Source organism: Pseudomonas sp. NFR16, from assembly GCF_900108875.1.
In the GTDB taxonomy this organism is placed as follows: Bacteria; Pseudomonadota; Gammaproteobacteria; order Pseudomonadales; family Pseudomonadaceae; genus Aquipseudomonas.
On record NZ_FNYJ01000006.1, the window covers coordinates 445,043 to 465,592 of the forward strand.

Consider the following 20,550-nt stretch of genomic DNA (forward strand, 5'->3'; position numbering starts at 1 on the left):
CGACGCACAAACAGCGGTTTACGGAATCAGCCGCTGTGCGCGCAGCTCGTCGAAGACATCGAAAAACGCCTGGTCGCTGGCCTGAAATTCTTTGAAACCCAGCGCGCGGCTTTTCGACATGTCGGTCACCACTTCAATCGGGCGGCCAAGGTCGGCATCAGTGTGCCAAGGCGAAATCAGGCGACTGATGTCGGCTTCCTTGAGGTCGTTCTTACGCACGATGTCAGCCCAGGCAGCCTGGTCGTCGGCCATCTGTTTTTCCAGCGGCGACACGTCGGCCGGGAAATCGGCCGGGTGAAGCCCGAAGTAACCGGCGATCTGGCCCCACATCCACTTCCAGCGAAACACATCGCCGTTGGTGACGTTGAATGCCTGATTCGCCGCTGCCGGGGTAGTCGCCGCCCACAATTGCTGTTTGGCGAGCTGACGGGCGTCGGTCATGTCGGTGAGGCTGTCCCACTGCACCCGCGAGCCAGGAAACACGAACGGCCGACCGGTGGCTTTGCAGATCGAGGCATACACCGCAAGGGTGGTTGCCATGTTCATGGCATTGCCCACCGCAACGCCGGTGATGGTGTGGGGACGGTGCACGCTCCAGGTAAAACCGTCGCGTTCGGCGGCCGCGAACACTTCGTCTTCCTGGGCGTAATAGAAGTTCTCGACGTCCAGACGGCCTTGCTCTTCACGGAACGGCGTCTGTGGCAGCGAGCCTTTGCCGTAGGCCTCGAACGGGCCCAGGTAGTGCTTCAGGCCGGTGACCAGCGCGACGTGCTGCACGCTTTTCTGGGGGCTGAGGGCATTGAGCACGTTGCGCACCATGGCGGCGTTGACCCTGATGTTCTCCGCCTCCGTCGCCTGACGCGACCAGGTGGTGATGAACACGTGAGTGGGCTTGATGCCGGCGAGCGCTGTCTCAAGCGAGGCCGGATCCTGAAGGTTTGCGGCGACCGGAATGATGCCCGGTGCCTGTTCCGGGTGGCGGGAGAGGGCGGCGACTTGCCAGCCGTTGTCGAGCAACAGTCGAGTGGTTGCGCTGCCGACGATGCCGCTGGCACCGACGACCAAGGCCGTTTGAGTCATGAATGTCTCCTTGAACGAAAGGCAGTGAATCGGGAAGGCCGCAACGGTAAAACCCATGAAGCGGCCTGACGATGGTTGCTGATGTTTCAGAACCCCATCGTCGTCCAGAGGTTCAGCCGGATCCGTTCAGCAAGCGTGAGCGATCAGCCCACCAGCAGCGCCGTGACATACATGCCGAGGGCGAAGACGATGTGCCCGACAATGTTTTGCAGGCGCGCCACGTTCGGTTGCGGTGCCCGGTTGCAGGCCACCCCGACGCCCATGCCCGGCTGCAGGATGTACCAGCCCGCCGCCACGGTGACCAGACCGACGATCAGCGCCGGTGTGAATGTCGGTGAATGGGCCCACTGCACGCCCCAGATCAGCAGCAGTGCGGCGGCGAAGACGATGCCGACCACATAATGCATGACCCAGCCAATGGCCAGCTCGTTGTGGACCTGTGGCGAATCGCCGATGCCGTTGCGATGGACGAACTGACCGTTGCGCATGCTGGCGAACCAGCGTCCGACCAGATGCCACGGCGGCGTCGGCAGGCCGAACACGGCCTTGAGCAAGCGGGCCCAGAGATCCAGCAACGCAGTGCCGCCGATGCCGATGAGAATGGCCAGACTGATGAATTCGAACATGACTCTCCTTGGGCGTGGTCTGTGATCAATGCGGTCGCAGTGGCGGCCCACGTTAGCAGAGTTGCTCGCGGCGAGGTGCTTGGGGCTGCGGACCACAGCAGAATGTAGCGCGTGTCGGCGTCGCCGTCATGGCATTCGGGGCGCGCAAGGCCTGGCGTGAGTCCTGGCGTGCACCGCCCCGTGGGACAGCGCGCCGCTTCAGCCCTTGAGGCCAACGCGCCGGCGCATCTCGGAAGTGATGGTTTGCTGCACCTGATCCAGGCCTGCCCACGGATCGGTGTCGAGCTCGCCCAGCCGCTCATGGATGTTGTGGATGTTCCAGACGTTCGCGCCTTTGATCTCCAGCAGTTCTTCCCGAAAGATCGGCACCGACACCGGCAGACCCTCGCGGGTGCGCGGCGAGTACGCGCAGATGGTGGTTGCGCCCAGCCCGTTGCGCAGGTAGTCGATGAAGATGCGGCCCACGCGGTTCTTCGGTCCGGACACCGCAGAGAACCGATCGGGCAGCAGCTTGGCGATGTGTTTGACGATGGCATGGCTGAACGTCTTCACCGCGTCCCAGTCGTCCTTGGGCGTCAGCGGCACGACCAAGTGAATGCCTTTGCCGCCGCTGGTCTTGAGGAAGCATTCCAGGCCCAGTTCGTCCAGCACGGCGAGCGTGAGCTGGGTCGCTTCCACCATGCTTTTCCATGGCAGCACCGGATCCGGGTCCAGATCCAGCACGAAGCGGTCGGGACGTTGCAGATCGCCTGCGACGGCGTTCCAGGTGTGCAGTTCAATGGTGCTCATCTGCACCGCACCGATCAGCGCTTCGAGCGTGTTCAGCAGCATCACCGGATGGCCCGTGTATGCTTTCCCCATGGTCTCGACCCCCGGAATCGCCAGGCGATCGGCGTTCTTCTGGAAGAACAGCTCGCCGGTGATGCCTTCCGGCGCCCGGACCAGCGCGACTGGCCGCTGGGCCAGTTGCGGCATCAACCAGTCGCGAATGCCAATGTAATAATCAGCGAGATCGCGCTTGGTGGCGCCGCTGGTGGGATCGATGACCCGCTCGGGATGGGTCAGCCTGATCTTTCCGGAGGTGGCCGGTGCTTCGACGGGAGGCGCGGGTTCGGCCATGCGAGGCTTGGCGGCCTTGCCCTTGGCGGCCTTGCCTTCAGTGACCGGAGCAGGGCGCTCTTCTGTAATCGACCGCGCAGGCTTGTCGGTGCGCAGGCCGTGAAACACGGCGTGTCTGACGGACCCTTCCTTGGTGATCTCGGCAAAGGCCACTTCTGCGAGTAATTGCGGCTTGAGCCAGTGTGCCCCTTTGGCTTCAAAACCCGTTGGCGGATTGACCACCGCCGCCTGAGGAATCTCCAGCGGCAGCAACTGCTGGTAGAGGGTGTTGAGCGTGTCCTCGTTGAAGCCGGTGCCGACCTTTCCGGCGTAGCGCAATTCGCCGCTGTCGGCGTCGTGCAGACCCAGCATGAGGGCGCCGAACTTGCTGCGCGCGCCCTTGGGGTCGGTGTAACCCACCACGACAAATTCCTGCCGCCGTTTGCACTTGAGCTTGATCCAGTCGTTGCTGCGACGCGAAACGTAGGGGCTGCCGACACGCTTGCCGATCAGCCCTTCCATTTTCATCTGGCAGGCGCTGTTGAGCAGCGCGTCCGGTGCCTCCCCAAAATCTTCGGAAAACCTGAGGACCCCATCCTCGCTGCGCTCCAGCACCTTCGCCAGCGCCGCACGACGCTGTTCCAATGGCACCTCACGCAGGTCCATGCCGTTGAGGTACGGCAGGTCAAACAGGTAATACACGATGTTGCCACTGCGCCCGGCTTCAAAGGCGTTCTGCAACGCCTGGAAATCCGGCACGCCCTCATCGTTGGCGACGACCATTTCGCCGTCCAGCCACCCAGATTCCAGCCCGAGGCTGGCAATGGCCTCGGCCTGGCGGGGCAATTTGTGGGTCCAGTCATGGCCGTTACGGGTAAACAGTTGCACCTTGCCGCTGTCCACTCGCGCCATCACCCGGTAGCCGTCGAACTTGATTTCGTAACGCCATTCGCCTTCCGGTGCCGACTCAACCAAGGTCGCCAGCTCTGGCTTGATGCTGTCGGGAAGCGCAGCCGCGCGCGCTTCGGACAACACCGTGTCGGCTTTCTTCTTGCGTGCGGCGGGCACCTTGGTCACCGGCTTGGGATCGGCCGCTTTGGCCCCACGTTTGCGGGGCACAAGGGTGCGCTCGCTGAGCACGCTGTCCGGCAGCGCTTTGACGATATCGAACTCCGATTCAGGGCGTGAGAACTCGTCCTGATGTTTGATCAGGAACCATTGTTCCTGCTTGCCCGGAATGTGCGTCTTGACCAGATTCCAGACGCCGCTGAGTTTTTCGCCCTGCAATTCGAACTTCAAGCGGCCCTTGGCATACGCTTCTGCCGGGTCGGACAACGGTTTCCAGATGCCCCGGTCCCAGACGATCACATCGCCTGCGCCATAGTGGCCTTCAGGAATGCTGCCCTCGAACGTGGCGTAGTCGATCGGATGGTCTTCCACGTGAACCGCCAGGCGCTTGGCCTTGGGGTCCAGCGACGGCCCTTTAGGAACGGCCCAGCTTTTGAGCGTGCCGTCGAGCTCCAGTCGGAAGTCATAGTGCAGCCGGGTGGCGTCGTGTTTCTGAATGCAGAATTGCAGCGCATGCGCATCGCCGCTCTTTTTCGACGCGCGCTTGCGGGCACTTTTTTGACGTGGCTCACCGGAAGGTTCCGGCGTGGCATCGAAATCCCGTTTGCGGTTGTATTCCTGAAGTGCGTCACTCATGTCTCAACCCTTCGCCCGAACAAATGTTCAACTGCAGTACTCATGAGCGCGCCGTTGTCCGGCAGTTCCGACAGACAGATCGAAGGTGTGCGGCCTGACAAGCATATTCAAGCGCCTGCATGAAGCGCAAAAGGAATTCCGACTAAGCGGTGTATGAATCGTTCGCTGCTCATTATCGAGCGGTCGTCGAAAAGTTGGACTTACGCCTTTCGTCGGCCTGGTTGTAAATGGCGAGAACAGACGAAGCCAGGCGTCAGTCGAGTTATTTAGCAGGCCGTAGTGTTCGCCCGCGCTCAACTAACCACCAACGTCACATGACGAGGAATCGACCATGGCTAGAACAACCGTTGACGATCTGTTTATTCATGAACTGTCGGATGTCTACAGTGCAGAAAAACAAATCACCAAGGCATTGCCACGCCTGGCTCGGGCGTCGACCAATCCCATGCTTGCAGAGGCGTTCACCTCGCATCTGGAAGAAACGCAGGGCCAGATCGAACGCATCGATCAATTGGTCGAGCAGGCAGGGCTGAAACTCAAGCGCATGAAGTGCGTGGCAATGGAAGGGCTGGTCGAGGAAAGCAAGGAACTGCTCGAGGAAATCGAAAAGGGCGAAGTGCTGGATGCCGCTCTGATCGGTGCCTGCCAGAAGGTCGAGCATTACGAGATTGCCAGTTACGGCACATTGATCGCCATGGCTAAACACTTGGGCATGACCGAGGCGGCTGACTTGCTGGCGCAGACACTGGCCGAGGAAAAAGCCGCTGACGAGAAGTTGTCGGCGATTGCCGAGCAAGGTGGTAATCAGGCGGCGACCCTGGCCAAGAAATAAAGACGCGCTTGCGGAATTCCGAGTGGACTGCTCCCGGCGAATCGGTTGCTGTTGATTGATTGTACGTTTGCGGCCCGTGAAGCACTCGATTGAGTTAGAGCGTCGGCCTATTACCATTGGTCGGTATTTAACTCGGCGTATTCAACTTTCTCAACCTGTCCGTCGGTCGTCACGTTAGAGGGTTGGCTGAATTGCGACAGTGGCTGACCCTCTGATGATATGAGCGTTGCTCTTAACCTCTTTTAAATGTCCGCGATAGTTGTACGCGTTGTTATCGCCTGAAAACGAGTTGAACCCGATCTTAGCCTAAGAAGGAATGAACCATGTTTCTGCATAACAAAAGACTGCAATACACCGTCCGTGTCGCCGAACCTAACCCTGGCCTGGCCAACTTGCTCCTCGAGCAATTTGGTGGCGCGCAGGGCGAACTTGCCGCCGCCACTCGCTACTTCACCCAGGCGTTGGCAGAGGAGGATCCAGGCCGCAAGGATCTTCTGCTGGACATCGCGACAGAAGAGTTGAGCCACCTGGAAATCATTGGCTCGATTATCGTCATGCTCAACAAGGGCGCCAAAGGCAAGATGGCCGAAGGCGTTCAGGCAGAGGGCGAGCTCTATCGCGACCTCAACGGCGCAGGCAATGACTCGCACATCACCAGTCTGCTTTACGGCGGTGGTGCGCCACTGGTGAACTCGGCCGGGGTCCCCTGGACGGCTGCGTACATTGACACCATCGGTGAGCCAACGGCGGATTTCCGCTCGAACATCGCCGCCGAAGCGCGGGCGAAGATCGTGTACGAGCGCTTGATAAACGTCACTACTGACCCTGGCATCAAGGACGCGCTGGGCTTCCTGATGACCCGTGAAATTGCTCACCAGTTGTCGTTCGAGAAGGCGCTGCATTCCATTCAGCCCAACTTCCCGCAGGGCAAGCTGCCGGGAATGCCGGAGTTCAGCCGCACCTACTTCAGCATGTCGAACGGCGAGCCGAACGTTCGCGGTCCATGGAACAGCGATGCCGAGTTCGAGTACGTCGAGAACCCGCATCCGGCGGTGGACGGCGGCGACGGCACCGCTTCGGTGGACTTGAGCGAGGACGAGTCGGTCACGCTGACCATGATGAAAGAGCGCACCAAATCCGATCTGGACGCCGATCCGGTCACCGGTGCCGATCTGGGCTCAGGCTATGGCCAGGGCGCCGACTCGCAGAACGACCCGGTCTTGTAAGTATGCGTGGGCCGCAGCGTGATGCTGCGGCCTTTTTCATTTCCTGATAGCGAGGATTCGACCCATGGCACCCAGCGCCCGAAGCAGCCAAAACCTGGTACCACGGACCGATGACCGAGTGGCCGATGAGTTCGATCGCAGTGCCCGCAGCTTCGAGTCTCAGGCCACGGCCCTGACTCGTGGTCTGCACACCGCGTTATTCATTCAGAAATTCAAGAAGGGTCAGCTGCGTTCATAGCAGTGCGTGCGTATTGGCCCGCGTCATGCGCGGGCTTTTTTTTTGGCCGAAATTCGCCTTGTCGCCCGATCAGTTCGCTTCGCCGGGGAGCGCCTGATACCAGGCGCTGTAGGGCGTGTTGTCGACCTTGAAACGGTTGAAATCCGGGGCACCGTCTTGCCACCACACCGGGCCGCGTTCGCCGAGCGCGATCTTCGCGGCATTGACCTGAGCCCGGGCTGCCTTGAGTGCCGCGTCGTCCTGCGCACGTTTCGCGGTCTTCACTGCCTGCCGGGCGACCATCAGCTCATGGACTCGCTGCTGTCGGTCATCGGCGGAGAGGGAGGGATTGGAACAACGCCAGAGGCGGCCACTGACCACGAAGTAGCGGCCGTCCGGCGTAGTTGGGTATTTCACCGGCTCGCCTTGTGTCAGCGCCGTTTGGTCACGGTCAAGACCACGGCGGCAATTCGCTCGGCCTTGCGGTAGGTCTCGGTGTCGAGTTCTTCGCCAAAAACGTCAGGGTCCATCTCGCGGTATGACCATGCCAGATCCGCCCGATCAATGAGAGGACGCGCCTGTTGCAGAAACAGGTCGACGCCCTCGACGCTTGGCGCGCCGGTGTACAGCACCAGACTGCCGCCGGGCGTCAGCCGTTCGATTGCCTGCGTTATGATGCGCACCGACAGCTCCGAGCCCAGGTGCTCGCCGCCGTGTCGATAGGCGCGCTGCTGGGTGTCTTGCATGTACGGCGGGTTGGCCACGATCAAGTCGAACTCGCCCGTAGTGCCTGCCAGGATGTCGCTGTGATAGGCCGATACGTTATCGGTGCCTGCCAGCGAAGCGTTCACGGCGGTGAAACGCAGCGCCGTCGGGTTGATGTCCACCGCAAGCACTTGGGCATCGCGACGCGCCCTGGCAATGAGGATTGCACCGACACCGCTGCCGCAACCGATGTCCACGGCAGTACGGATCGGGTGGGTCGAGGTGCGCAGATGCTCTTCAATTGCCTGGGCAAAGCGATAGGTATCCGGCCCGAAAAACACCGAATCATGGGCGACGGTGGGGAAACTGGAGTGCACGAACAGCAGACCGTCCAGACTCGACCAGCGCACGTCGCTGGTCCACATGCCGGCGTGCGCGCGCAGGACGCCGCTGGCGAGGAGCGGCTGAATGCGTTCGTCAGGCAGAAGGCCGTTTTCGAATGAACGACTCCAGCCAAAAATATCCCGCAGGCTACGCGCCGTGCGATTTTCCTCACGCTGATTGACGCGCTCATGGGTCAGAGGCGTGACGGTCACGAATGTATAGTTTTCAGCCTGCAGGTACTGACCCAACTGGAGCAGCGCCAGATCGTGGGTTTCGTTCAAACGCTCTGCGTTCACGACCTCGGCGGTGTCCGGGTTCGGTTCGAGGGTGTAGGTCTGATTCATCGTGTCAGGCTTCCATGGGAAAGTTGCTGGGCAAAGGTTCGGGTCGCCGCCAGCCCGTCGGGCGTGGGGTGCGAATCGGGAGCGATCAGCGCAATCAGCTTTTCCATAGGCTGCACGGTGGCCACCTCAGGCTTGATGTCGGGGACAACGGCGGGGGTTGCCGCCATGGCTTTGCGGCGGAAGCGCGTACGGAACGGGTTGGCCTTGCGCGCCGGGTCGCCGGCCTGCCACTCGCCTGCGATCCAGTCCCGCAGCAGCTGCATCTCATAGCCGTTGAACACGCCGAACATCACCGAGCCGGGACCGTCGATCAATTGCCAGAAACGGCTGTCCTGCGGATCCTGGTTACGCTTGATCCAGCCGCGATTTTCCAGCGCGGTCAGAAACTCCCGGCTCTGGCCGGGTGTGGCGAGCCACTCGTTCACTGTGCGACCTTCCAGTCGGCAGTAATCGGAGTGCATGTGCTGGCCGAAGGTGCTTTTGGCTTCGAGCATGGCAACCACTTCCTGTTCCAGGTCGAACGCCTCGATCACATCGCCCGAGCCCTTGCCCAGGTCGTTGAGCAGATAACCGGCGCGCAGCCGCTCCAGGAATGTCGAACGGCTTTCGTCAGTGGGCAACAGGTCCAGCACCGCTTGCACAGCCTTGTGCGCATGACCGGTGCTGGCATTGTCGATGGTGACGTGCAGGGTGAAATAGTACGGATCGATGCCCAGCTCGCTCAGCTCGAACGAGGTAATCAGCAAATGCAACGGCAGTTGTTCATAGCCCAGGTTGTAACCGATCACCTCAGGCAGAAATTCGTCCGACAACTGACCCAGCGCCAACTGGATCGTGCCCTGCAGATACAGCTCATCGGCCAGCGTCGCGTCGGCAGCGCAATCATTCTCGATGAGCAGATTGCGGTAGAGCAGCACGTGGTTCATCGCTGGGTCGCCGTCGCCCAGTTCTTCGAGGTAGGTGCGAATCAGGCCATGATAACGCCAGTCGTCGGCGTGCTTCACAGTGCCATACAGCCACGCCCCATCTACCAGTTTGCTCGGCGCAACGTGCTGCAGGAAGTACAGCGCATGGGCCTTGTTGGTGAAGAATGAGCGACCCTTGCCCGCACGCCGGTCATCCAGATATTGCCCGTAGCGTTCGGCCACGGAACGACTGTTCTCGCTGACCCAGTCGGGCAGGGCGTCGAGGTCGTCGGGCAGGTTGCACGGCAAACCTTTGGCCTGATCGAGCTGCTGATTAAGAAATCCACGCACAGCGTCCTGACTGACTTCAGCAGGCGTGCGCAGAAGGCTGGTGTAGAGCGAATGGACCGACGCCTGCGGCGCCTGTGCGGTGGCAGAGCGCTCGGAGAGGAGCTGTAACGATGTCATGGGTGACCTGCTGACTTTTCTTGATATGTACGTCAGAGACAGGTCAGTTGCGATAATTCAAAAGAGTTTGAAAGAGGTCGATGACCGACACGCCGGACCGACAGCGACCTCCTGCCGCGCGACCAGCGTACGCGACGCTTGTCATGGGCAGGATCGCTGGACGAACGGGTTATTTCTGCAGGTCGGTCGGCAAGTAAGACTTGTCCATGATCGCAGCCCAGTCGACGTTCCCTTGCAGTTCGCCATTGAGGCGCAGGGCGTCGGCCATGCGTTCCAGTTCGGTGAGGTTGAAATCGCCCTCGCTCCACATGTGCGGGGCAATCATGTTGTCCACTGCTTCTTTGGCAATGACCGGCTCGAGCTTGAAACTCTTGGCCAGAATGTCGGCGGCCTGCTGTGGATTGCCGTAGATCGCCTGGACGCCCATTCGCCGGCCTTCGATGATCGCCTTGAGCTTGTCGGGATGGGCTTTGGCAAACTCCCGGGTGGTGATGCCGACCGAGGTGGTCATCGGCGGCAGCAGGTCGCTGGATTTATAGAGCGTGTCGTACTGGTTCTTGCGAATGATCGACAGGGGCTCGATCAGCACCGCTGCGTCCACGGCTTTCTGATCCAGCAACGTGAGGCCGTTGACGTAACCGCCGGACGCAACGCGGGTGACACTGCCGGCGTCGACGTTCTTGGCTTTGAGTGACATCAGCAGGAGCATTTCCGACACGCCTTTGGGCGAGGTGATTGCGACCTTCTTGCCCGCCAGCTGGGTGATGTCCTTGATCGGTGAGCCCTTGACGGTGACCACCGAAGATTCGGCAACGGAGCGCGTGCCAATGTTGACGATCACCAGGTCCAGCCCCTGACGCTGAGCGGCGAGCGCGGCTGCCACTGCCACTTCACCATAAGGCGTGTCGCTCGCCAGGATATTGCGCACGGTGGTGCCGCCACCGCCTGACCCCAGAATGCCAGTGATGTCGATACCGGCTTTCTTGAACAGGCCGTTTTCCATCGCCACCGCGTACGGCAGTCCGTACAGACTGGTGCCCCACTGCGTCACCGATATTTCATCGGCGCGTGCGAATGACGCCACCAGCGATAACGCTGCCAGGCCGAGGGCGGCAAATGTTCTGGTTGAGCGAAAACGGGACTGCTGTGCGGTCATTCTCGAAACTCCTAATAGCATCGGATGCTTGGGTCATGGCAAGAAATGAGGCTGAGCGTGAATTCTTTTAGTTTCTGTACGCTATTAAAGTCTCAGAGCAAAATGCAGGCCAAATCAGCGTCGAGACTGAGCGCGAAGTTTTTGTTATGACAACTGTTTGATTTAAAAGCGAAAGTTAATCGAAGGGTCATGTCGCGCCGATATTCGACACAACCGGCGCCTAAAGAGTAAACGAGCGTACACATTGTTTTGTGCGCCATATTGGCTCTTTTGTTCAAAGTGGGTTGCGTCCTGCTTTGGTGCGAGTTGCCCGAATCCGGCACTACGCTGGAGCGAGTAGTGTGTACCTGATAAAAGCAGAGCATTATGGGGAATCCAAAGTTGCCGGGCTGGTCGATAGATGCCCGTCTAATTGAACATTTATTCAATAAATAAATTCATGTAAATCAATCGCCTTATTTCATTAAGACCGTACTTCTAAGTGGCATGAAGCATTCTGGCGTCTATCTTGCTAAGTCCTTCATATCTAGCGTATGCGTTGTAATTTGAACGCTTTCAGCCTTGTCAGGCTCAAGGCTCACCAGCCGATCTGGAGGAGTGAAGAATGACGTTTGCATTGAAAGGCGGGTCGGTTGAACCGTTGCGGGTGGCCCCGGATACTCGCACACCGCATGTCACCTTGAGTCAGGTGACTCGTTCATTCAAAAAGGCTGGCACCAAAGAGATGTTTGCAGCGCTGGGGCCTATCGATCTGACCTTGAACAAAGGCGAGTTCTTCTCCGTGGTGGGGCCTTCGGGCTGTGGCAAGTCGACGCTCATGGATGTGCTTTCGGGCCTGGCGCGGCCGACAGCGGGTGAGGTGATGTTCGAGGGCAAAGTCATCACCAGCGTGCCGGATGGCGTGGGCGTGGTATTTCAGGAAGACGCCTCGTTCCCTTGGCTCACCGTTCACGACAACATCGCCTTCGGCCTGCGCCGCAGCGGCGTCGAGGGCGCCGAGGTCGAGCGGCGGGTCGCCTACGCGCTGGGCTTCATGGGGCTGCGGGATTTTGCCGGCGCTTACCCGGCGCAACTGTCCGGCGGCATGCGTCAGCGAGTCTGCATCGCGCGCACGCTGGTCATGCAGCCGCGGCTCATTCTGATGGACGAGCCCTTCGGCGCGCTGGATCAACAGACGCGTCTGCTGATGGGCGACGAACTGCTGCGGCTGTGGCGTGAAACCGGTGCCACCGTTCTGCTGATCACTCACGCGCTGGACGAGGCCGCGATGCTCTCGGACAGGGTGGGGGTCATGTCGTCGCGGCCGGGACTGTTCATCGACATGGTCGAAACCGGCTGGGATCGTGACCGCGACAGCCGAGTGGTGTCGACGCCACGCTTCGGCGAAATCAATGCGCGGCTGTGGGACAAGCTGCGGGTCGAAACCATGAAGGTCATGGGCGCCCGGCATTGACCCGCTTCTGCGATTTTCGGAGGACGTCGATTTGAACATCGAAAGCGTATTGCGCGCCCTGTTGGTCGCAGGCTTCATCGGCCTGATCGAGTTACTGTGCCGCACCCATGTCATCCCCCAGAGCGTGTTGATCGCGCCGTCGCAGATGCTCACCCATCTGGCGTCGGTCGTCTCGACCGGCGTGTATGGCAAAGACATTCTGTTCAGTTTCACCAACATCGCCGTGGCAGCGCTGCTGGCGATCGTCAGCGGGTTTCTGGTCGGGCTGGCGGTGCATTCGATGCCGCGCCTGCGGGCCGCCCTCGAGCCACTGCTGGCGAGCTATTACGCGGTGCCGACGTTCATCTTCTACCCGGTGTTCATCGTGGTCTTCGGCGTCGGTCACGGCTCGATCATCGCCATCGCGGTGCTGCTGGCAGTGGTCGCGATGATCACCGCGACGCTGACCGGACTGGACCGCATTCCCGGCGTCCTGCGCAAGAGCGCGGTGGTGATGCGCATGTCGCGCCTGCAGACCGCCTGGCGCATCGAGCTTCCCGCGGCGCTGCCGTACCTGTTCGGCGGGGTGAAGCTGTCAGTGGCGTATGCGTTCATCGGCGTGATCGCGTCGGAATTCATTCTGTCCGGGTCCGGCATCGGCTACGCCATCGCGTTCGCTTACAACAACTTCGAAAGCGACAACATGTACGCCCTCATGTTGCTGGTGTTGATCAGCGTGACGTTGATCAATGCGGCGCTCAACTACTTCGACCGTCGCTTGCAAGCGCGTCGTCAACGGTGACCGGCATGCAGAGAATTCTTCCGACATTTCTTCTGGTGGTGGCGTTGATCGCTGCCTGGCAAGTGCTGCATCTGGTGATCGGGGCCGGTGCGCTGACCTCACCGTGGATGACCGTTTCCCATCTGGCGTCGATGATGGCCACGGGCGATCTCTGGTCCAACGTCGGCGCAACCGCCAAGGCGTTCGTCTACGCCATGGGCCTGGCGCTGATCGGCGGCATTGTGCTGGGCGTGCTGCTGGGCGTGAATCGCCTGGCCGGGGCTGTCGCCGAGCCGATCCTGCTCAACCTGTACGCCATTCCCAAAGTCACGCTGTACCCGTTGGTGCTGCTGTGTTTTGGCCTGGGGCTGTCATCGAAGGTGGCCTTCGGCGTGATGCATGGGTTGATCCCGATTCTGCTGTTCACCATGAACGCCATCCGGCAGATGCGCCCGGTTTACCTGCGCACCGCTGGCACCCTGCGCCTGACGCCGATCCAGTCGCTGGTCCACGTGCTCTTGCCGGCGATCCTGCCGGAGGTGGTCGCCGGCGTCCGGCTGGGCTTTGCACTGACCCTGCTGGGCGTGCTGATCGGCGAGATGTTCGCCTCCCAGCGCGGCCTTGGCTATATGGCGGTCAACGCGATGGGGCTGGGCGATATCCCCACCATCATGGCGGTCGCTCTGTTGATCACAATCATCGCAGTCACCTGCAACAGCCTGATGCTGTTGCTCGACAAGAAGCTGCAGCACCGCTAACCGACTTTCACACCGAACTGTATCCACACATAGGGGTAATCACGATGTACGACGTATTCCAGACTGACCGACTCATCGACCTTTGGCTGACCGAAGACATCGGCTATTGCGACCTGACCGCGCAAGTCATGATCGAGCCGGAGGAAACCGGTGCCTTCTACATGAACGCCCGGGAAACCCTGATCGTTTCCGGTATCGAAATCGCTGCCCGTGTGTTCAAGCGCTACGATCCGACACTGGAAGTGATCGTGCGGGTCAAGGATGGTCAGAAGATCGAAGCGGGCACGGTGATGATCGACGTTCGCGGCAATGCACGCAGCGTGCTGACCGCCGAACGCACTGCGCTGAACATCGTCCAGCGCATGTCCGGGATTGCCAACGAAACCGCCAAGTATGTCGCTGCCGTGGCCGGCAGCAAGGCGCGCCTGATCGACACCCGCAAGACCACGCCGGGCCTGCGCATGCTGGAGAAGCACGCGGTCACCTGCGGCGGCGGCCTGAATCACCGTCTGGGGCTGGACAACGGGGTAATGATCAAGGACAACCACATCGCGGTGTGCGGCGGCATCACCCAGGCGGTGCAGCGGGCGCGCCGGCAGTTGCCGGTGCTGACCAAGCTGGAAGTCGAATGCGACAGCCTGACCCAGGTCGCCGAGGCGCTGGAAGCGAACGTTGACGTGATCATGCTCGATAACATGAGCGTGGCCGACATGACCGAAGCGGTCAAAATGGTCAACGGCCGCACCAAACTCGAAGCTTCCGGCGGCATCAACCTGTCTACCATCGGCGCGATCTCGAAAACCGGCGTCGATTACATTTCGACCAGCAAGCTCAATCAGGCGGCGGTGTGCGTGGACATCGGTCTGGACGAGGCGGAGTAAGGCACATGGCGCAGGGCATCTTCTTCTTTGTCGTCGGCCCCAGTGGCGCCGGTAAGGATTCATTGATCGAAGGCGCCCGCGCCCACCTCGGTGAGACCGGTCGTTATGTGTTCGCCCGCCGCACCATCACCCGCCCTGCGGGCGCGCCGGGCGAGGACCATACCGGCGTCACCGAAGACCAATTCAGATCGTCCGTGAGCGCCGGGGAGTTTCTGATCACCTGGGAGGCGCACGGGCTTTCATACGGTCTGTCGACCGATTTGCTGACGGCTTTGAGCAACGGTCGCAATGTCATCGCCAACGGCTCGCGCAAGATGATCCGCGAACTGGCCGGTCTGGTGCCCAGGCTGGTGGTGGTCGAGGTCACGGCCAGCGTCGACGTGCTCGCTGCGCGGATCCTCGCCCGAGGACGTGAGACCGCACTGCAGGCCCGGGCGCGGGTCATGCGGCAAGTCGAGCCGCTGCCGGTGGACATCGAAACCCTGCGCGTGAGCAACGACGGCACCCTTGCACAAGGCATCACCCGTTTCATGCACGCCCTGGCCAACGCCTCCCAGCGTTTGCGCCTGCGTCGGGTGCCGTTGGCTACCGGCCTGGACCGCATCGCTTACCTGCCGATGCACAGCGCGGTGCTCTCGGCGGCCGATTACCTGGGCGGCTCGAAGGTGGACCTGCTCGCGGACGGCAAATCCCTGAGCGTGCAGATCCACGGCCTGGACAGCGCCACCTTGCTCGCCGCCGACGAAATAGGCCTGAGCGAAGAGGCCTTTGCGCACTGGAATGTTGCCGAGGGCGCCGAAATTGCCCTGCGTCGGACGCCTTCGCCAGCCAGTCGCCAGGCGCTGGTCAAAAAGGTCCAGGGTCTTGAGCTGGGCGAGTCCGAGTATGAAATGTTGCTGCGCGACATCATCGAGGGACGCTACACGGACGGCGAAATCAGCGCCTTTCTGGTCAGTGCCACCCGCGGCCTGTCAGACGCCGAGGTCATTGCGCTGGCGAAAGTGCGGACCCGCTTCACGCCCACGCTGCACTGGGATCGTCCGATCGTGGTCGACAAGCATTCCATGGGCGGCGTGCCGGGCAGTCGCATCACGTTGCTGGTGGTGCCGATCGTGGCCGCCCACGGCATGGCGATGCCCAAGACCTCTTCGCGGGCGATCACGTCGGCGGCGGGCACGGCAGACGCCATGGAAGCGGTGGCGCGGGTGGACCTGACGGTCGAGGACGTGCAGCGCTGTGTCGAGCAGGCTGGCGCGTGCATTGCCTGGAACGGCCGGCTCAACCATTCGGTGGTCGACGACGTGATGAACGCCATCACCCGACCATTGGGCATCGATTCCAATCGCTGGTCGGTGGCCTCGATCCTGTCGAAAAAGCTCACCGCCGGATCCACCCATGTGGTCGTCGACATTCCCTACGGCCCTCGCACCAAGCTCAAGACCCAGGCACAGGCCCGCGAGTTGGGCGATCTGTTCGAGCGCGTCGGCGCCGGGCTCGGTCTGACCGTCGTTGCATTTGCCACTGACGGCAGCCGGCCGATCGGGCGGGGCATCGGGCCGTCACTGGAGGTGCGAGATGTGCGACAGGTGCTGGATAACGACCCGCTGGCGCCGCAGGACCTGCGCGACAAAGCGGTGTTTTTCGCCGGGCAGATTCTGGCCTGGGACCCGGCCGTGGGCAACGTCGAAGCCGGTCGCGAGCTGGCGGCATCGCTTCTGAGCAGCGGTGCCGCGCGCGCCGCGTTCGAGCGGATCATCGATGCGCAAGGCAGGAAAACCCCGGCGCTGCCCGGCAAGATGACGTACGTGGTGCATGCGAACGCCGAGGGTTGGGTCACCGAGCTGGACGGCTGGCGCATTGGCGAAATCGCCCGTCGTGCGGGCGCGCCACTGGACAAGACCGCCGGTATCGACCTGTTGGTCAGGCAGGGCGACAGCGTCACAGAAGGGCAAGTCCTCTACGTGATTCACGGCTCCAACGCGGCCGATCTTGAGTCTGCCAGCGTGCTGGCGCAGATGAGCAGCGGCGTGACCATCGCGCCGTCGCGGTGAGTCGGCACGCGGGTTGCACACGTCAGGGGCTGACAACGGAGGTGAATGTATGCGTGAAGAATTAGCCGCGACCCGGCGCTGGGTGGTCCATGTCGAGAGTCGCTTGATCGGCGGCGCAGGCGGCCTGAATCACGAAGCCCTGCAGCGCTTGGCCGCACAGTTGGCGACCTTGCGTCAGCGGGGCATCGAAGTGGTCGTGGTGTCGGCCGGCGCCGCCGCCTGTGCAGGCTCGAGCCAGGCCGCGCCGTTGCCGCTGCACGAGACCCAGGCACTGGCGGCCATCGGGCAGATCCGTTTGACCAATGCCTGGGCCGACGGCTTGCAGGGCGTCGGATTGCAGTCGGCGCAGATCCTACTGACTCAGGACGATCTTTCCCATCGCAAGCACTACCTCAACGCCCGCAGCACGATGCAGGTCCTGCTGCGCATGGGCGTGATTCCGGTGGTCAGCGAAAACGGCACCATTGCCAGCCACGGGATCCGCGCTGGCGACACCGACAGCCTTGGCGCCCTGGTGGTCAATCTGGTGCAGGCCGATGCCTACATCATGCTCACTGAACTGGAAGGTTTTCTGACGCTGGCAGCGGACGCCGCCCACACGCTGATCGACCAGGCCAGTGCAGGCGATGCGGCACTGGATCGCTGCGCCCACGACATGACCGAGCGCTTCGGTTACGACGTGCGTTCGTGGCTGCGTTCGGCGCGTCTGGCGGCGCGCTCCGGGGCACACACGATCATTGCCGACGGTCGTCGACGCAGTGTGCTCGAGGCCATCGCGAGCGGCGGGTCGGTGGGCACCTTGCTGCTCTCGGACACCCATCCGGCGGCCTCGCGAGGGCGCTGGCTATCCAACCAATTGCCGATGCGCGGCGTACTTGAACTGATTGCCGGCTCCTACACTGGAATCACCCAGGAGGGCGGCGTCACGGCGTTGATGATCCTGCGTGTGGAGGGCGTGTTCCAACGTGGGGATATGGTGATCTGCCGAGGCCCGGACGGCGCCGAGCTGGCAAGGGGGCTGGTCAATTACAGTGCCCAGGAGATCCAGCGTCTGCGCGGACAGTTCGTCGAAGCGTTTGCGCGGCAGATCGGTTATGTCGCCGAGCCGGACATCATCAGCCGCGAAAACCTGGTGGCATTTGCGGCCAACTGAACGGGTGCCTGAACCTCCCATGGTCCGGGCTGCCACCGCAGATAAACTACGGTGGCGGCGCTGGATCACTTGGGCAGGAAGGTGCCATCGCGCAGGCTGCGCTTGATGTCTTCCAGGCTGCGTCCGCCGGTCTCCGGTACCAGAAAGTAGATGAACACCCAGGCCAGCGCGTTCAGACCGGCGTACACCCACATCGCACCGCCAACGCCCAGCCAGTGGGTCATCGTCAGGGCGGTGCCGGTCAGCAGCAGGTTGGAACCCCAGAGCATGGCGGCATGCAGGCCGATGGCCTGATCGCGGATGGCGATCGGGTAGATTTCCGCGCCGGTCAGCCAGCCGATCACCTGAATGCCGCCGGCGTTGAAGACCATGAACACGATCAGGCAGCCGATGATCCACCAGGCCTGACTGTCGCCCGCCAGATTGAAATGCAGCACCGCACCCAGCACCAGCAGACTGACCACCGCGCCCGGAATCATCGCCAGGCTCAGGGTGCGCCGGCCGGTGTGATCGACGATCATCTTGCCGACGAAGGTCATCACCAGATACGTCACCGCCACCCCCAAGGCCGACCACAGCGCAGCCGAAGCGCCGAAGCCTGCGTTCTTGAGGAAGGTGGGGGTGTAATAGATCATCATCTCGATGCCGCTCAGCTGGGTGAACGCGGCAATGCCAAGGCCTGCGACCAGCGCCGGCCTGACCCAGCGTTCCTTCAGCGCGGCCCAGCCGACGTTAGGCAACTGGTCACGCTTTTCCACGACTTCCTGAATGTCGGCGATCTCTTCCTTGACCTCGCGGCGAGTCTCGCGCACCAGCGACAGGGCTTCAGCCGCGTCGCGGCGACGGTCGTTCTCCACCAGCCAGCGCGGGCTGCCCGGCAGCTTGCTCATGCCCAGCAGCAACAGCAGCGACGGCACCAGGGCAATGCCGATCATCCAGCGCCAGTCGAACAGGTTCTGGCCGGCCACGCCGACGATGGCCGCCAGCAGAATGCCGACGCCGATAGAGACGTTGAAATAGGTCACCAGCCGCCCGCGCTTGTCCGAAGGCGCCAGTTCGGCGATGTACGTCGGTACGATCTGGGTCGAGCCACCGACCGCGAAACCCAGCACCAGACGCGCCGCCGCCAGGCACCAGACGTTGGGCGACAGCGCGGCGGCGAGCACGCCGATGCAGTAAATCGCCGCGACGATCATGATGGTGGTGCGTCGGCCACGGCTGGCCGACAGGCGAGTGGAGCAGATCGCGCCGATCACCGCGCCCAGCAGAATCGCTGCGGTCACCCATTCCTGAGCGCGATAGTCGAGCTGAAAGTCATTGGCAATCTGCGGCAGGGCGCCGGAGATGATCCCCGTGTCATAGCCGTACAGGCCGCCGGCGATCGCGGCGACGGTCGCAATGACGGCCATGTAGGTCTGCGGTTTGAGGCCTGTACTGGAGGCCGTGTCAGCTGTCGTGGTCATGCGTCATCCTTTACTCAGCGATCGTCTGCGCAGTAGGCGTAGACGATGGTGGCACGGTGATGCGTGCCTTGAGGGGATTGACCATTAACCTGCTGAAACGGTTCCGTTGCGATGGCAGCGGGGTTTTTCAGCGCTCGGCGTATTCAAGAACGGGCGAAGGCCGGTGACATCGCAGACGCCGGCCCTCGCATGCATTTACCAGCGACCGTCACCACGCGGGTGGTCGTAACCGCGGTCATATCCCCTGTTGTAGCCGCGGTCATGGCCATGGTTGTAGTAGCCGTGGGGCGGCGGTGGGGCGAAACGGCGATATTCCACGCGTTGCACCGGCACATAGGCAACCGGCTGGTAGCGCGGTTGGTAACGCGGCTGTGGCCGGTAATCGTGACGGTGCGATGAGTGGCTGCCGGAACTGGCAATCACGGTCGCCAGGACTGCACCTACGGCTGCTCCGGCGATGACGGGCACGACCACGTCGCGCTCGTTCGCGGATGCCGTTCCTGCGGCAACCAGTAAGCCGGACAGGATCAGGGCTTGGGTCATCTTCGAAGGCATGGGTGTCTCCTTTGGCGAGAAAGTGGGTTCGCCATGGACGTATGAAACACCGGATTCGTGTAAAGGCAGGTCTGGAACAGGTAAAGGTTGAGTAAATCGGCCTGCCTGATCGTGGCTAGACTGGACAGGTCAACCCTGTTCGGAGATCGACTCATGAACAATAAAAATACCCTCTGCCTCTGGTACAACGGCGACGCCCTGGAAGCCGCCCGGTTCTATGCCCAGACCTTTCCCGACAGCGCGGTCGGCGCCGTGCATCTGGCGCCTGACGACTTTCCCGCCGGCAAAAAGGGTGACGTCCTCACCGTCGAGTTCACGGTGATGAACATCCCGTGTCTTGGCCTCAACGGCGGACCGGACTTCACTCACAGCGAGGCCTTTTCGTTTCAGGTCGCGACCGAGGATCAGGCCGAAACGGATCGGCTGTGGGACGCCATCGTCGGCAACGGCGGCAAGGCAAGCGTCTGCGGCTGGTGCAAGGATAAATGGGGGCTGTCCTGGCAGATCACGCCTCGGGTGCTCACCGCTGCCATTGCCGATCCTGATCCCGCCGTGGCCAGCCGTGCCTTCAAGGCGATGATGCAGATGACCAAGATAGACATTGCCGCCATTGAAGCCGCGCGCAAAGGCTGACGTTTCACCGCGGAGTCGGTGGGCGCTTTGCACGTCGGGTACGGGGAGGGCGTACCCGTCGTGCGAATCACCCAGCTGGACCTCGGGGCACAGAAAAA

18 protein-coding genes are annotated in these 20,550 nt (G+C 61.8%); 9 read left to right on the top strand and 9 right to left on the bottom strand.

Annotation, left to right across the window (positions count from 1 at the left end):
* Positions 1-18: 18 nt before the first annotated feature.
* From BMZ10_RS23195 to ligD, 3 genes are all read right to left on the bottom strand, one after another.
* Positions 19-1,080 (bottom strand): SDR family oxidoreductase, encoded by a 1,062-nt coding sequence (locus tag BMZ10_RS23195; protein WP_093467782.1) that lies wholly within the window; start codon positions 1,078-1,080, stop codon positions 19-21.
* A gap of 143 nt (positions 1,081-1,223) precedes the next feature.
* Complete coding sequence (locus tag BMZ10_RS23200) at positions 1,224-1,706, bottom strand: DUF2938 domain-containing protein (protein WP_093467785.1); 483 nt, start codon at positions 1,704-1,706, stop codon at positions 1,224-1,226.
* Positions 1,707-1,904: 198 nt separating this feature from the next.
* Positions 1,905-4,508: a DNA ligase D gene (gene ligD / locus BMZ10_RS23205; RefSeq protein WP_093467788.1), complete on the bottom strand. Its 2,604-nt coding sequence runs from the start codon at positions 4,506-4,508 to the stop codon at positions 1,905-1,907.
* Between the two features lie 331 nt (positions 4,509-4,839).
* Here ligD and BMZ10_RS23210 point away from each other — a divergent pair, with 331 nt between their 5' ends.
* Positions 4,840-5,340, top strand: a complete 501-nt coding sequence (locus BMZ10_RS23210) for a YciE/YciF ferroxidase family protein (RefSeq protein ID WP_093467791.1) — start codon at positions 4,840-4,842, stop codon at positions 5,338-5,340.
* 323 nt (positions 5,341-5,663) lie between these two features.
* Complete coding sequence (locus tag BMZ10_RS23215; protein WP_093467794.1) at positions 5,664-6,566, top strand: manganese catalase family protein; 903 nt, start codon at positions 5,664-5,666, stop codon at positions 6,564-6,566.
* Between the two features lie 307 nt (positions 6,567-6,873).
* Here BMZ10_RS23215 and BMZ10_RS23220 read toward each other — a convergent pair whose 3' ends face one another.
* The 4 genes from BMZ10_RS23220 to BMZ10_RS23235 form a co-directional block, all read right to left on the bottom strand.
* Positions 6,874-7,200, bottom strand: coding sequence for a hypothetical protein (locus BMZ10_RS23220; protein WP_093467797.1), 327 nt, complete (start codon positions 7,198-7,200; stop codon positions 6,874-6,876).
* Positions 7,201-7,214: 14 nt separating this feature from the next.
* Complete coding sequence (locus BMZ10_RS23225) at positions 7,215-8,168, bottom strand: methyltransferase (RefSeq protein ID WP_371266149.1); 954 nt, start codon at positions 8,166-8,168, stop codon at positions 7,215-7,217.
* A gap of 44 nt (positions 8,169-8,212) precedes the next feature.
* A complete protein-coding gene (locus tag BMZ10_RS23230) occupies positions 8,213-9,589 on the bottom strand; it encodes an iron-containing redox enzyme family protein (protein ID WP_093467804.1) in 1,377 nt (458 codons plus the stop codon).
* A gap of 169 nt (positions 9,590-9,758) precedes the next feature.
* The gene (locus BMZ10_RS23235) at positions 9,759-10,745 is read right to left on the bottom strand and encodes an ABC transporter substrate-binding protein (RefSeq protein ID WP_093467807.1); all 987 of its coding nucleotides are present in this window, start codon (positions 10,743-10,745) and stop codon (positions 9,759-9,761) included.
* Positions 10,746-11,349: 604 nt separating this feature from the next.
* Between BMZ10_RS23235 and BMZ10_RS23240 the strand changes: the two genes are divergently transcribed.
* From BMZ10_RS23240 to proB, 6 genes are read left to right on the top strand one after another with little or no spacing between them, the layout of a single operon-like run.
* Entirely contained in the window at positions 11,350-12,198 is an 849-nt protein-coding gene (locus BMZ10_RS23240; protein ID WP_093467809.1) for an ABC transporter ATP-binding protein, read from the top strand.
* Positions 12,199-12,229: 31 nt separating this feature from the next.
* A complete protein-coding gene (locus BMZ10_RS23245; RefSeq protein WP_177182202.1) occupies positions 12,230-12,979 on the top strand; it encodes an ABC transporter permease in 750 nt (249 codons plus the stop codon).
* A gap of 5 nt (positions 12,980-12,984) precedes the next feature.
* Positions 12,985-13,716, top strand: coding sequence for an ABC transporter permease (locus tag BMZ10_RS23250; protein ID WP_093467814.1), 732 nt, complete (start codon positions 12,985-12,987; stop codon positions 13,714-13,716).
* Between the two features lie 44 nt (positions 13,717-13,760).
* Complete coding sequence (gene nadC / locus BMZ10_RS23255) at positions 13,761-14,597, top strand: carboxylating nicotinate-nucleotide diphosphorylase (protein WP_093467817.1); 837 nt, start codon at positions 13,761-13,763, stop codon at positions 14,595-14,597.
* A 5-nt stretch (positions 14,598-14,602) separates the two neighbouring features.
* The gene (gene phnN, locus BMZ10_RS23260) at positions 14,603-16,648 is read left to right on the top strand and encodes a phosphonate metabolism protein/1,5-bisphosphokinase (PRPP-forming) PhnN (RefSeq protein ID WP_093467820.1); all 2,046 of its coding nucleotides are present in this window, start codon (positions 14,603-14,605) and stop codon (positions 16,646-16,648) included.
* 49 nt (positions 16,649-16,697) lie between these two features.
* A complete protein-coding gene (gene proB / locus BMZ10_RS23265) occupies positions 16,698-17,801 on the top strand; it encodes a glutamate 5-kinase (RefSeq protein WP_093467822.1) in 1,104 nt (367 codons plus the stop codon).
* A 65-nt stretch (positions 17,802-17,866) separates the two neighbouring features.
* Here proB and BMZ10_RS23270 read toward each other — a convergent pair whose 3' ends face one another.
* A complete protein-coding gene (locus tag BMZ10_RS23270; RefSeq protein ID WP_093467825.1) occupies positions 17,867-19,264 on the bottom strand; it encodes a sugar porter family MFS transporter in 1,398 nt (465 codons plus the stop codon).
* A 195-nt stretch (positions 19,265-19,459) separates the two neighbouring features.
* Complete coding sequence (locus BMZ10_RS23275; protein WP_093467828.1) at positions 19,460-19,819, bottom strand: hypothetical protein; 360 nt, start codon at positions 19,817-19,819, stop codon at positions 19,460-19,462.
* A gap of 153 nt (positions 19,820-19,972) precedes the next feature.
* Between BMZ10_RS23275 and BMZ10_RS23280 the strand changes: the two genes are divergently transcribed.
* Positions 19,973-20,452, top strand: coding sequence for a VOC family protein (locus BMZ10_RS23280; RefSeq protein ID WP_093467831.1), 480 nt, complete (start codon positions 19,973-19,975; stop codon positions 20,450-20,452).
* The last annotated feature ends 98 nt before the right edge of the window (positions 20,453-20,550 follow it).